Annotated in this window: 13 protein-coding genes; 1 reads left to right on the top strand and 12 read right to left on the bottom strand. The window is 61.7% G+C overall.

From position 1 onward, the window contains the following. Positions 1-41: 41 nt before the first annotated feature. Positions 42-641, top strand: coding sequence for a TetR/AcrR family transcriptional regulator (locus tag O3300_RS19890; protein ID WP_305053879.1), 600 nt, complete (start codon positions 42-44; stop codon positions 639-641). Here the strand turns inward: O3300_RS19890 and O3300_RS19885 are convergent. The 12 genes from O3300_RS19885 to aspS all read right to left on the bottom strand — a co-directional run bounded on the left by O3300_RS19885 (position 638) and on the right by aspS (position 13532). Then, the gene (locus O3300_RS19885) at positions 638-1417 is read right to left on the bottom strand and encodes an enoyl-CoA hydratase (RefSeq protein ID WP_289919372.1); all 780 of its coding nucleotides are present in this window, start codon (positions 1415-1417) and stop codon (positions 638-640) included. The two genes, O3300_RS19890 and O3300_RS19885, sit on opposite strands and share 4 nt — an antisense overlap. Positions 1418-1490: 73 nt before the next feature. Further along, positions 1491-2687 carry an acetyl-CoA C-acyltransferase gene (locus O3300_RS19880; RefSeq protein ID WP_035824191.1) on the bottom strand — a complete coding sequence of 399 codons (1197 nt, stop codon included), beginning with the start codon at positions 2685-2687 and terminating at the stop codon, positions 1491-1493. Between the two features lie 60 nt (positions 2688-2747). Continuing rightward, positions 2748-3194 (bottom strand): PaaI family thioesterase, encoded by a 447-nt coding sequence (locus O3300_RS19875; protein WP_099665668.1) that lies wholly within the window; start codon positions 3192-3194, stop codon positions 2748-2750. A 62-nt stretch (positions 3195-3256) separates the two neighbouring features. Then, a complete protein-coding gene (locus O3300_RS19870) occupies positions 3257-5668 on the bottom strand; it encodes a 3-hydroxyacyl-CoA dehydrogenase/enoyl-CoA hydratase family protein (protein ID WP_305053878.1) in 2412 nt (803 codons plus the stop codon). Positions 5669-5682: 14 nt separating this feature from the next. Further along, on the bottom strand, positions 5683-7473 hold the full coding sequence (locus O3300_RS19865) for an acyl-CoA dehydrogenase C-terminal domain-containing protein (protein ID WP_034753387.1): 1791 nt from the start codon (positions 7471-7473) through the stop codon (positions 5683-5685). Positions 7474-7551: 78 nt separating this feature from the next. Then, positions 7552-8154, bottom strand: coding sequence for a TetR/AcrR family transcriptional regulator (locus tag O3300_RS19860; RefSeq protein ID WP_070278980.1), 603 nt, complete (start codon positions 8152-8154; stop codon positions 7552-7554). A gap of 258 nt (positions 8155-8412) precedes the next feature. Beyond that, entirely contained in the window at positions 8413-8802 is a 390-nt protein-coding gene (locus O3300_RS19855; protein ID WP_077398991.1) for an RNA-binding S4 domain-containing protein, read from the bottom strand. Continuing rightward, entirely contained in the window at positions 8799-9962 is a 1164-nt protein-coding gene (gene clsB, locus O3300_RS19850; protein ID WP_305053877.1) for a cardiolipin synthase ClsB, read from the bottom strand. Before clsB ends, O3300_RS19855 begins: the two co-directional genes overlap by 4 nt. Positions 9963-9971: 9 nt before the next feature. Next, the gene (locus O3300_RS19845) at positions 9972-10793 is read right to left on the bottom strand and encodes an endonuclease/exonuclease/phosphatase family protein (protein ID WP_251349339.1); all 822 of its coding nucleotides are present in this window, start codon (positions 10791-10793) and stop codon (positions 9972-9974) included. A 72-nt stretch (positions 10794-10865) separates the two neighbouring features. Then, positions 10866-11159 (bottom strand): hypothetical protein, encoded by a 294-nt coding sequence (locus O3300_RS19840; protein ID WP_046682130.1) that lies wholly within the window; start codon positions 11157-11159, stop codon positions 10866-10868. Between the two features lie 19 nt (positions 11160-11178). Beyond that, on the bottom strand, positions 11179-11643 hold the full coding sequence (gene nudB, locus O3300_RS19835; protein ID WP_305053876.1) for a dihydroneopterin triphosphate diphosphatase: 465 nt from the start codon (positions 11641-11643) through the stop codon (positions 11179-11181). An 86-nt stretch (positions 11644-11729) separates the two neighbouring features. Next, positions 11730-13532, bottom strand: coding sequence for an aspartate--tRNA ligase (gene aspS, locus O3300_RS19830; RefSeq protein ID WP_180278639.1), 1803 nt, complete (start codon positions 13530-13532; stop codon positions 11730-11732). Between the last annotated feature and the right edge of the window lie 30 nt (positions 13533-13562).

Raw genomic sequence — 13562 nt, 5'->3', positions numbered from 1 at the left:
GAGTGCTCCTTGATTTAATTCTACAGTGTAGAATTATGCCCATGAAAATCCCAAAACTTCAAGCCATGGAATCTCCCGTGCGCCGAGCGGGTCGTCCGCGCAGTGCCCTGCCCGCGCTGGACAACGCCAGCATCCTGCATGCGGCCCTGGCCATGCTGGAAGAAAAAGGCGAGGCGTTTTCCATGCGCGCGCTGGCACAAAGCCTGGGCGTCGACGCCATGGCCCTGTATCACTACTACGCGGGAAAAGAGGAATTGTTGCAGGCCTTGATGGTGCAGCGTTTTGCCGCGCTCGATCCGCGGCAGCCGCCGTTTACGCGGCGCCAGGCAGCGCCACGGCGGGTGCGGGCGCTGTGCGCGCTGTACCTGGAACTGGTCAGCGCCACGCCGTATTTCGTGCGCCTGATGGCGCGCGGACTGGTGGAGCAAGCCGACGTGGCCGAGCGGTTTATGGCACTGTTCGAGCTGGCCGTCGACGGTCTCGCGCTGGACAAGAAAACCCGCTTGCGCGGGCGCGATGCGCTCGTCGATTTCCTGCACGGCTATGCGCTGGCGGGCAGGCCGGTGGACGAGACGCACTGGCACGCCTCGGTTTCCCTGATCCTGGCCGGCATGCAGGCCAGTGTTGAAACAAGCGCTTAATTGAACTGCTTGAAATCCGGCTTGCGCTTCTGGAAGAAGGCCGTAAACGCTTCCTTCGCCTCGGCGCCGCCCAGCATAGCGCTGAACAGTTTGTTTTCGTCGGCGATGGCCGCCTTCATCGGCTCCATGCGGCTTTGCTTCATCAGGCGCTTGGTGGCGCGGATCGAGGCGGCCGGCAGGGCCACCAGCTTGGCAGCCTGGCCTTGCGCGAAGGTCATCAGCTCGTACAAGGGCACGACCTTCGACACGAGGCCCATTTCCAGCGCCTCGCTTGCCGGGAAGGACTCGCCCAGCATCAGCTTTTCCGCCGCGCGCGGGTAGCCGGCCAGTTGCGTGAGCAGCAGGCTGGAACCGAATTCCGGGCACAGGCCCAGCTGCGTGAACGGCATCGAGAAGCTCGCATTGTCGGCCGCGTAGACCAGGTCGCAATGCATCAGCAAGGTCGTGCCGATGCCGATGGCCGGGCCGGAAACGGCGGCCACCACGGGCTTGCTGCTGCCGTACAGGGCGCGCATGAACTGGAACACGGGCCGGTCGTGGTCGAGCGAGCCATCCTTCGGGCGCGCTGTCTTCATGAAGTCATCGAGGTCGTTACCGGCCGTGAAAATCTCGCGCTTGCCGCAGATCAGGATGGCGCGCACGTCGTCGTCCGTCTCCGCCGCCACCAGCGCATCGGCCAGGGTCTGGTACATGGCGCCCGTGATCGCATTCTTGCGTTCCAGGCGGTTGAATTCCAGGGTCAGAATGCCCTCGCTCTTGCTGCACAAAATATCCATGTCGTCTCCAAAAAGATAAAGGGCGCCGGGGTAATCCCGCAGCGCCCTGTTTTATTGCTTTAGCCCGTCGAACTTAGACGCGCTCGAAGATACCTGCTGCGCCCATGCCGGCGCCCACGCACATCGTGACCATGCCGTACTTCTGCTTGGTACGCTGCAGCGCGTGGATCACGGTGGCTGCGCGGATGGCGCCGGTGGCGCCCAGCGGGTGGCCCAGGGCGATCGCGCCGCCCATCGGGTTGACCTTCGATGGATCCAGACCCAGGTCGCCGATGACGGCCAGCGCCTGTGCGGCAAACGCTTCGTTCAGCTCGATCCAGTCCAGCTGGTCTTGCGTGATGCCGGCGGCGGCGCATGCTGCAGGAATGGCGAATTTCGGACCGATACCCATGATTTCCGGCGGCACGCCGCGCACGGCGAACGAGGAGAATTTCGCCAGCGGGGTCAGGTTGTGCTCGCGCAGGATTTTTTCGCTGACGATCAGCAGCGCGCCGGCGCCGTCGGACATCTGCGAGCTGTTGGCGGCCGTGACGGAACCCTTGGCGGCAAACACTGGTTTCAGTTTTGCCAGTGACTCCATCGACGAATCGGCGCGCGCGCCTTCGTCCGTGTCGACGGTGCGGCGCGTCACATCAACCTGGCCGGTAGCCAGGTTCGGCGTGCGCGTGATGATTTCCACGGGCGTCGTTTCCGCCTTGAAGAAACCGGCTTGCTGCGCGGCGATGGCGCGACGGTGCGATTCGACGGAGAACGCATCCTGCTGTTCGCGCGACACTTTCCATTGCTGCGCCACTTTTTCTGCCGTCAGGCCCATGCCGTAAGCCATGCCGATGTTCTCGTCGCTGAACATGTCGAGGTTCATCGACGGGTGGTGGCCCATCATCGGCACCATCGACATCGATTCGATACCGCCGGCGATCATCACGTCGGCTTCGCCCACGCGGATGCGGTCGGCCGCCATGGCGATGGCCGTGATGCCCGAAGCGCAGTAGCGGTTGACGGTGACGCCGCCCACGGTTTTCGGCAAGCCGGCCAGCAGTACCGAGTTACGCGCGATATTGAAGCCCTGCTCCGCTTCCGGGAACGAGCAGCCGATGATGGCGTCGGTGATCAGCGCCGGGTCCAGGCCAGGCGCTTGCGCCAGGGCCGATTGCAGCACGCGCACCAGCAGGTCGTCCGGGCGGGTGTTTCTGAACATGCCGCGCGGCGCCTTGCCGATCGGGGTGCGGGTTGCAGAGACGATGTACGCGTCTTGAAGTTGTTTGCTCATTTTATGCTTTCAAAGATGTTGAACGAGGTTCGTGTTCTGTCGAATGTCCGGGGTAGAGGCTTATCGCTTCTGCGACAAATACCAGTCCACCGTCACCTGTGCCGCCAGCGTGCCTTCGGAGTCGAAGATATCGACTTCCACGGGAAACGCCACCTTGCCGTCCTGCGCCAGCTGCGCCTTCAGTGCAGCCAGGTCGCCCGGTACCCGGCCTTCGGCGCGCGTCGCGCCCCGGGCCACCTTCTGGTACTGGATGCGCGACTCCTTGGCCACCGGGCGCAAGCCCAGTATCAGCTCGGCGAAGCCGCCAGCCATGGCAGCGCCGGAAGCCGTTTCGGCCAGGGTAAACAAGGCGCCCGCATGCTGCGTGCCCAGGTGATTATTCAGTTTTGGATCTTCCGGCAGCGACACCTTCGAGGTGCCGGCGCCGATGTCGTCGATGCTGATCCCCAGCAGCCGCACGAAGGGCAAGGTGTCCATCATCTGTTGTTTGATACGGTCATACACCATGCTTGGCCTCACGCGCAGTAATACTCTAAAAACCAGGGACAGGATCGTCATCGACGTTGTGCTTAGTTGCGTACCGGTTTACCGGTTTGCATCATGCCCATGATCCGTTCCTGGGTTTTCGGATGGTTCAACAGCTCCAGGAATGCCTTGCGTTCCATATCCAGCAGCCACTGTTCGCTGACGAAGCTGCCCTGGTCCACGTCGCCGCCCGATACGATCTCGGCGATCATCTCGCCCAGCTTGAAATCGTGCGCCGAAATGAAGCCGCCGTCGCGCATGTTGACCAGCTGCGCCTTGATGGTGCCCCAGCCGTAACGGCCCGTCACCTGGATCAGCGACGGCAGTTGCGGACGGAAGCCCGCGTCGAACATGGCGCGCGCTTCGACCTTGGCCACGTGCAGCAGCTCGTAGGCGTTGAACACGATCACGTCGTCTTCCTTCAGGTAGCCCATTTTCTTCGCTTCCAGCGCCGATTTCGACACGTTGGCGGTAGCCGCATTGGTGAAACCCGTTTTCAGGAATTGCAGGATGTCGTTACCCTTGGCTTCCTTGTAGGCGCGCTGCGCCGCTTCCTTCAGGCCGCCGCCGGCAGGAATCAGGCCCACGCCCACTTCCACCAGGCCGATATACGACTCGATCGAGGCCACGCGCTTCGACGCATGCAGCGCCAGCTCGCAACCGCCGCCCAATGCCAGGCCGGCGACCGCGGCGATCACCGGTACGTTCGCGTATTTCAGCGACATGAAGGTGTTCTGCAGTTCGGCGATGATCGGATCGACGGCTTTCACGCCGCCTTGCATGAACGCCGGCAGGGCCGATTGCAGGTCGGCGCCGGCCGAGAAGGCACCGCCTTCGGCTGCGTCGGCGTGCCAGATCACCAGACCCTTGAAGTTCTTTTCCGCTTCGGCCAGCGCCAATTTCAGGCCATTGATCACGCCTTCGCCGATCACGTGCATCTTGGTCTTGAACGAGATGATCAATACATCGTCACCCGTATGCCAGACGCGCACGGATTCGTCTTCGAAGACGGTGGTGCCGGCGGTCTTGGGGTCGGCAGCGCCGCTGCCCAAGTTGGTGCCAAAAACGGGCGCGCGGAATGGCTGGCGGTCATACACGGCCAGGGTCGAACGGGGCACGAAGCTGTTCGACACGGCCGAATACGAACCTTCCGGCGTGTGCACGCCGCCTTGTTCAGCGACCGGGCCTTCGAAGACCCAGGCTGGCAGCGGTGCATTGCACAGCGCGTGGCCGGCGTCGATGTCTTCCTTGACCCAGTTGGCCACTTGCAGCCAGTTCGATGCCTGCCACGTTTCAAACGGGCCCACGTTCCAGCCGAAGCCCCAGCGCATGGCGAAGTCGATGTCGCGCGCATTGTCGGCCACGGTGTCCAGATGGATGGCGATGTAGTGGAAAGCGTCGCGGAAGATCGCCCACAGGAACTGGCCTTGCGGGTTCGTCGATTCACGCAGCGCCTTCATCTTCTTGACCGGATCCTTTTCCTTCAGGATGCGGGCGATGATGTCGGCAGCCTTGGCGCCGCCGGCCACGTATTCACCGGTGGCGAAGTCCAGGCGTTGGATTTCCTTGCCGACCTTCTTGTAGAAACCTGCGCCGCTCTTCTGGCCCAGCGCGCCTTTTTCCACCAGCGATGCCAGGACGGCCGGCGTCTTGTAGACGGCAGCGAACGGATCGTTCGGCAGGTAGTCCTGCATGGTCTTGATCACATGGCCCATGGTGTCCAGGCCGACCACGTCCGCCGTGCGGAAGGTGCCCGACTTGGCGCGGCCCAGCTTGGCGCCGGTCAGATCATCGACGACGTCGACGGACAGGCCGAATTTTTCGGCTTCGTGCACGATGGCCAGGATGCCGAACACGCCAACGCGGTTGGCGATGAAGTTCGGCGTATCCTTGGCGCGGACCACGCCCTTGCCCAGGGTGGTGGTCAGGAAGCCTTCCAGCTGGTCGGAAATCTCAGGCTTGGTGAACGCGGTCGGGATGATCTCGACCAGGTGCATATAGCGCGGCGGGTTGAAGAAGTGCACGCCGCAGTAGCGCGATTTCAGGTCGGCGTCGAAGCCTTCGGCCAGCTTGGTGATCGACAGGCCCGAGGTGTTCGAGGCGAAGATCGCGTTCGGTCCGATGTGCGGGGCCACCTTCTGGTACAGGTCATGTTTCCAGTCCATGCGCTCGGCGATGGCTTCGATGATCAGGTCGCAACCGGCCAGCAGGTCCAGGTTGTCTTCGTAGTTGGCCACCTGGATCAGCGCGGCGTCATCCTTGTTGCCCAGCGGCGCAGGCGACAGCTTTTTCAGGTTCTCGATGGCGCGCAGCACGATGCCATTCTTCGGGCCTTCCTTGGCCGGCAGGTCGAACAGCACGACCGGCACTTTCGCGTTGATGCAATGGGCGGCGATCTGCGCGCCCATCACGCCGGCGCCGAGGACGGCTACTTTTTTAACGATGAAATTGGTCATATTTTCCTCAAGTCTTAGAACAGGTCTGCGTCGAGTGCCATCAGGTTGGCCGAACCGGAACGCGCCTGACGGATCAGGGTTGCCGTTTCAGGCTGCAAGCGGGCGAAGTAGAAACGTGCGGTAGCCAGTTTGGCGGTGTAGAACTTGTCGCCGCTGGATTCTTTTTCGAGGGCGATCTTGGCCATCTGCGCGAACAGGTAGCTGTAGATCATGTGGCCGACGACGCGCAGGTAAGGCACGCATGCCGCGCCCACTTCGTCCGGATTCTGGAATGCCTTCATGCCGATTTCCATGGTCAGCTTGGTGACTTTGTCGCCCAGGTCGCCCAGTGGCGTAACGAATTCGCTCATCGCTTCATCGGTGCCGTTGTCTTCGACGAAAGCCTTGATCTTTTCGCCGAACTTGCGCAGCTTGGCGCCGTTGTCACCCAGGATCTTGCGGCCCAACAGGTCCAGCGACTGGATCGTGTTCGTGCCTTCGTAGATCATGTTGATGCGCGCGTCGCGCACATACTGCTCCATGCCCCATTCCGAGATGTAGCCATGGCCGCCGAACACTTGCATCGCGTCCGAAGTGGCGATCCAGGCGTTGTCGGTGATGAAGGCCTTGATGACAGGCGTCAGCAGCGCCACTTCATCGGCCGCTTCCTTGCGCACGTCGGCGTCCGGGTGGTGCAGTTCGCGGTCGATCTGCAGCGCCACATAGGAGGTGAAAGCACGCGCGCCTTCGGCGTAGGCTTTACCCGTCAGCAGCATGCGGCGCACGTCAGGGTGCACGATGATGCGGTCGGCCGGCAGTTCCGGGTTCTTGATGCCGGACAGCGAACGCATTTGCGTGCGGTCCTTGGCGTAGATCAGCGCGTTCTGGTAAGCGATTTCCGTCAGGCCCAGCGACTGCATGCCCACGCCCAGGCGGGCCGCGTTCATGAAGACGAACATGGCGTTGAGGCCCTTGTTCGGCTGGCCGATGATCCAGCCTTTCGCGCCATCCAGGTTCATCTGGCAGGTCGAATTGCCGTGGATGCCCATTTTTTCTTCGATGGCGCCGCAGGTGATCGGATTGCGCTCACCGACAGTTCCATCCGCGTTTGGCAGGAATTTCGGCACCAGGAACAGCGAAATGCCTTTCGAGCCTTCCGGCGCGTCCGGCACGCGGGCCAGCACCAGGTGCAGGATGTTTTCCGCCATGTCGTGCTCGCCGGCCGAGATGAAGATCTTGTTGCCGGTGATGGTCCAGGAACCGTCCGCCTCAGGCAGCGCTTTCGAGCGCAACAGGCCCAGGTCGGTGCCGCAGTGCGGTTCGGTCAGGCACATGGTGCCCGTCCATTCGCCCGACACCAGCTTCGGCAGATACACTTCCTTCTGGTGGTCGGTGCCGTGTTCCTTCAGGCACTCGTAGGCGCCGTGCGACAGGCCTGGGTACATGGACCAGGCCTGGTTCGACGAGTTCAGCATTTCATAGAACGAATTGTTCAGCACGACAGGCAAGCCCTGGCCGCCGTATTCCGGATCGCACGCCAGGGCCGCCCAGCCGCCTTCGACGTACTGCTTGTAGGCTTCCTTGAAACCTTTCGGCGTGGTCACGCTTTTCGTGACGGGGTCGTGGTGGCAGCCTTCGCGGTCGCCGGAGTGGTTCAGCGGGAACAATACTTCGGAGGTGAATTTGCCGCCCTCTTCCAGCACCTGGTTGATGATGTCGGCGTCGACGTCGGCGTACGACGGCATTTGCTTCAGTTCTTCTTCCACTTGCAGGAACTCATGCAGGACGAATTGCATATCCCGGATTGGCGCGACGTATTGACCCATATTTTTCTCCTGAAGGCGATTAGCTAAAGTGTTGTACTTGTAAGTGCGTGTGCGTTGTTGCGGATACTGCCTGACGGCTTATTTGCTTGTGACGGAATTCTGGTACGACGCCAGCAGGCGGACAAAGCCCGCTTGCGCCCGTTCGATGCTGCCCGGCACGCGCAGGAAGCGCGCATCGTGATGCAGGGCCAGGATCAGGCCATACATTTCGTACACCAGTTGCTGGGCATCCGTGTCCGCTTTCAGGTCGCCCGTGGCGATCGATTGCTCGACACAGCGCAGCAGCGCGCCCTGCCAGGCCCGCACCATGGCCACCAGGGCTTCACGGATGGGACCGGGACGGTCGTCATACTCGACGGCGCCGCTGATATAGATGCAGCCCGAAGCGATTTCCACGCTGACCCGCTTGACCCAGCGCGCAAACATCGATTGCAGGCGCTGGATGCCGCGTGGTTCTTTCATGCTGGGAAAAAAGACTTCTTGCTCGAAACGATAGTGGTAAAGCTTCAGCACTTCCATCTGCAAGTCTTCGCGCGAGCCAAAGTGGGCAAACACGCCCGACTTGCTCATGTTCATTTTGTCCGCAAGCAGTCCGATGGTCAGGCCTTCCAGGCCGTCGCGGCTGGACAGGTCCAGCGCCACGTCGAGGATGGCTGCACGGGTCAGTTCGCCCTTGCGCATGAATTTGACTGAAGTATTCAAGAGGTCCGTTCTAAAAGTGATGTTGCCGATTTGGCGGACTGAAGCGAGGGTAAAAAAAAGCACGCCTCGAAAAAATCCGAACGCTCGTACTATTATCCACTACCACGTAAAAGTCAAACGGGAACTTTAGAGCCGGCGTTCTATTGGTGCGGCGCAGCATTTTCAGGCTGCGTGTTTACAGCGATTTCAGGAGGGCAAAAGCGTCGCGCGCCCTTGCCGCTCCACATCAGGCGAGCCTCAGGAAAGGTCGCCTGCCTTGCTCAATTGACGGCGGTCGCGCTTGGTCGGCCGCCCCTTGATGGTGGTGCCTGGCTCGCGGAACAGCTTGCGCTCCTCGGCCAGCTGCTCGCGGCGGGCGATGCTGGCCGGCGTCTCGCCATACAGCAGGCGCGCCACAGGCGCCGCGCCGCGCTTGTCGGACAGGCCCAGCACGGCCACTTCCCACGTCTCCGCGCCATTGTCGATGGCCAGCTCGTCGCCCACGCGCAGGCTGCGCGCCGGTTTCACGCGCTCGCCGCCCACTTTGACTTTCCCCGTGTCGACGGCCTCGCTGGCCAGCGAGCGCGTCTTGAAGAAGCGCGCCGCCCACAGCCATTTGTCCAGCCTTACCGTTGTCATCTCGTTCATGCGTACTTGCCTACTGAAAAAATGCGCATCACCAGCCGGTACACGAGGAACGCGGCTTCATAGCCGATACGCCGGAAACGGCCGATGTGCTTGAAATCATCCTGGTGAATCACGATGCCGTCCGCCACGCCCTGCTCTATATGCTGGCGCAAGCTTTGCGCGAACGCCACGTCCTTGATGACCACGTTCGCTTCCTGGTTCAGGAACAGGCTCAGCGCATCGATATTGCTGGAGCCGACCGTCGCCCAGTCATCGTCAACGACGGCTACCTTGGCGTGCAGCTGCGTCTTGCGGTATTCGACGATTTTCACGCCGGCGGCCAGCAGCTTCGGATAAAACGAATGCGCCACGGCGTCCTGCATGCGGAATTCGCCCACGCCGATCAACAGCACCACGTCCACGCCCCGCTGGGCCGCCTGGGCCAGGGCGCGGCGCAGCTTGTGGCCGGGCGCGAAATACGGGTTGGCCAGCATCACGCTTTTCCTCGCCTGGCCCAGTGCCTGCAGGTAGGCGCGCTGGATGGTGCGGCGGTTGCGCAGGTTGTCGCGCACGACAAAGCCGGCCACCACGGGGTTCTTCGCCAGCTCCTTGCTGACTACGCGCATCTTGCGGTACAGCTTGATACGCCGCACCAGGTTCATCTTGCCCAATCTTGCCCACTGCGCCTGCACTTCCTCGTGGATGGCGTCCACCAGCGGGCCCTTCACCTGCACGGCGAAATCCCAGCGCGGCGCTTCCAGGCTGATGTTGTGGTCGTAGTCGCAAAACATGTCGTCGTTGATATTGATGCCGCCCACCAGCGCGATTTCGCCATCGGCCACGCAAATCTTGCGGTGCGTCCGCGTGATGCCGCGCCGGAACCACGGATTGAAGATGCGGTGGTGCACGCCCGCCGCTTCCAGCTCTGCATGCATGGCGTTGACCCGGCGGTTGCCCGTGCCGAACCAGTCCGTGATCATGCACACCAGCACGCCGCGCGCGGCGGCACGCTTGAGCGCATCGAGCACCAGGGTGCCCGTGGCGTCGTCGGCAAAGATATACGTTTCAAAATACACTTCCGAGCGCGCGCCGTCGATGGCGGCGATCAAGGCTGGAAAGTAATCGGTGCCGCAATACAGCAGCTGGATGTCGTTGTGGGCGATGAAATTGACTGTGCGCATGCCGGCAGTCTACGCGAGTTTCAAAGCAGCAACTATCGGCGCGTGGTCCGACAGTTTGGCCCACAGGGTGCCGTGCATCACTTGCGCGCCTTCCACGTGGAAACCGCGCACATAGATGCGGTCCAGGCGGAACCACGGCAAGGCGGCGGGAAAGGTGCGCGCCGGCACGGGGATCGGCGTTTTCGTCTGGCGCCGCGCCAGGGTGCGCACCAGGTCGCCCAGGGCCGAGTTCGACGCCCGCTGGTCGAATACCTCGACCACACCGAGCGCGTTGCGCAGCTTGTCGCTGAGCGTGTTGCGCCAATCGTTGAAATCGCCCGCAATGATGACGGGCTCGCCATTCGGCGCCGATTCCATGACGGCGTCGATCAGCGCCTGCGTCTGGCGGCCCCGCCCCGACTCGAACAGGCCCAAGTGGACGACGTAGCAATGCACGTCGGCCTGCGGCGTCTTGAGCACGCAATGCAGGATGCCGCGTTGCTCGTAGGCATGGTCGGACACGTCGTGGTTGGTTTGCGAAGCGATGGGAAACTTGCTCAGCAAGGCGTTGCCATGGTGGCCATGGTCATACACGGCATTCATGCCGTAGGCGGAATGGTGCTCGGGGCCGGCAAAGAACTCGTGCTGCGACGCTTCCGGCCAATGCTTGTGGCCGTTCTTCTCGGCGCCATAGCGGGCCGCATTACGGTCGTGCTTGCCTTGCACCTCTTGCAGGAAGACAACATCGGCATGGAACAGGGCAATCGCCTGCTTTAAAGCATGCACGCGGGGCAAGCCCCGCACGGAGGAGACACCCTTGTGTATATTATAAGTTGCTACGCGGATTTTCATGCATTGATTCTACTCCCAGACAGGCCCCGCGCGGCGCCGGCGTAGGTGCGCGTGCGCACCTAAAACCCACAATCAGGCCAGCATGCGTCCCACGCCCGCCGTCACGCTGACGATCAGCGCCGTGATGCCCGCCGCCCAGACGATTTTCACCAGCAACGGTGCGCCGCGCCAGGCCACGGTGCGCTTGCCCTTGGCAAACGCGCCCGGATGCAGCAGCCAGCCGATCGCCATCAGCGGCATGCCGATCGGTGGCGTGCGGCCGGGCACGGTGGAGCTGAACAGCAGGAAGATAAAGCACAGGCAAAAAACGATGCCCAGGGTGCCCAGCAGTTTTTGCTGCGCAGTCAAATGTAACCAGTTCAACATGGAATGCTTTCTAGGAAAATCAGGTGGGACGCGCCAGACCCGTCATGGCCGGCAATTGCAAGATCGCTTCCGCGTTGGACGACGAGAAACAGCGGTCGGCCGCCGCCAGATACGGCAGCCACGCGTGCTGCAAATGCTCGCGCGGGCTCAGGGTGACGGCGATGTCGCGCGGCACTTGCACGCTGAACACGTGTTCCGTGTTGCGCGTCACGCCCGGCGCATAGCGGTGGCGCCAGATCGGATAGATCTCGTACACATTCGACAAGTTCCAGTCGCGCAGCACGATATCGTGCCCATCGACAACGATGCCGGTTTCTTCCTCCAGTTCGCGCGCGGCCGTCTGCAGCAGCGGTTCATCGACGGCGTCGACGGACCCCGTCACGGATTGCCAGAAACCGGGTTGGCCTGCGCGCTCGATCAGCAAGACGTCTAGGTCCGCCGTATGGATGACGACCAGCACGGAAACGGGAATTTTATGGCTCATATCAAGAATGAAAAAGGCGCCTCGCAGCGCCTTTTTTGCCTCAGCAAGTAAAACGGTAGCGGCTGCCTGGGCAGCCGCATGCTTCATTACACTACTTTTGGCTCGGTGCTGCGCAAACGGATGTGCAGTTCACGCAGTTGCTTCTCGTCAACTTCCGACGGCGCATGGGTCAGCAAATCTTGCGCGCGCTGGGTTTTCGGGAAGGCGATCACGTCGCGGATCGATTCGGAACCCGTCATCATGGTCACGATACGGTCCAGGCCGAATGCCAAGCCGCCATGCGGTGGCGCGCCGTATTGCAGGGCGTCGAGCAGGAAGCCGAATTTCAGCTGCGCTTCTTCGGCGTCGATCTTCAGTGCGCGGAAGACCTTGCTTTGCACTTCTTCGCGGTGGATACGGATCGAACCGCCACCCAGTTCCCAGCCGTTCAAGACCATGTCGTAGGCCTTGGCGATGCAGGCGCCCGGATCGCTTTCCAGCATGTCTTCGTGGCCGTCTTTCGGCGCCGTGAATGGGTGGTGGGTCGCCGTCCAGCGGTCCGCTTCTTCATCGTGCTCGAACATCGGGAAGTCGACCACCCACAATGGCTTCCACACGTCTTCGAACAGGCCGGCTTTCTTGCCGAATTCGCTGTGACCGATCTTCACGCGCAGCGCGCCGATGGCGTCGTTGACGACCTTGGCCTTGTCCGCGCCGAAGAAGATCAGGTCGCCGTCTTGCGCGCCCGTCTGCTCGAGGATCGTGGCCAGCACGTCGGCAGGCAGGAACTTGACGATCGGCGACTGCAAGCCTTCAGGACCCTTGGCTTTCTCGTTGACCTTGATGTAAGCCAAGCCCTTGGCGCCGTAGATGGCGACGAACTGGGTGTAGGCGTCGATTTCCGAACGGGGCATGCTGCCGCCTTGCGGTACGCGCAGGGCCACCACGCGGCCGCCCTTCATGTTGGCGGCGCCGTTGAAGACCTTGAATTCGACCGACTTCATGACTTCGGTCAAGTCTGTGAAGGCCAGCTTGACGCGCATGTCCGGCTTGTCGGAACCGTACAGGCCCATCGCTTCGGCGAAATCCATCACCGGGAACGGGTTCGGCAAGTCGATGTTCAGCGTGTTCTTGAAGACGACGCGGATCATGTCTTCGAACAGGTCGCGGATTTCCTGTTCCGTCAGGAACGAGGTTTCGCAATCGATCTGCGTGAATTCAGGCTGGCGGTCAGCGCGCAAGTCTTCGTCGCGGAAGCACTTGGTGATCTGGTAGTAACGGTCGAAGTTGGCGACCATCAACAGTTGCTTGAACAACTGTGGCGATTGCGGCAAGGCAAAGAAGCTGCCCGCGTTCACGCGCGACGGCACCAGGTAATCGCGCGCGCCTTCTGGCGTCGACTTGGTCAGCATCGGCGTTTCGATGTCGATGAAGCCCAGCGCGTCGAGGTACTTGCGCACTTCCATCGTCACCTTGTAGCGCAGGCGCAGGTTGTTTTGCATTTGCGGGCGGCGCAGGTCCAGCACGCGGTGTGTCAGACGCGTCGTTTCCGACAGGTTGTCGTCGTCCAGCTGGAACGGCACGGGCACGGAAGGGTTCAGCACTTCCAGCTCCGAGCAGACCACTTCGATCTTGCCCGATTTCAAGTTGTTGTTGATCGTGCCTTCGATACGGTTGGTCACGACGCCCGTCACGCGCAGGCAGAATTCGTTGCGCACGGCTTCGGCGACCTTGAACATCTCCGCTTGTTCCGGGTTACAGACGATTTGCACCAGGCCTTCACGGTCGCGCAAGTCGATGAAAATCAGGCTGCCGTGGTCGCGGCGGCGATGTACCCAGCCGCACAGGCTGACGGTTTGTCCCAGCATGGCTTCGGTAACGAGGCCGCAGTATTCAGTACGCATAGACATAAAATTCTCAGTTCAGGTTAGTGAGTGTTC

The sequence above is a fragment of the Janthinobacterium sp. SUN206 genome (genome assembly GCF_030587305.1).
GTDB classification, from domain to species: Bacteria; Pseudomonadota; Gammaproteobacteria; order Burkholderiales; family Burkholderiaceae_D; genus Janthinobacterium; species Janthinobacterium kumbetense.
This window is presented reverse-complemented; position numbering and strand designations above follow the sequence as displayed.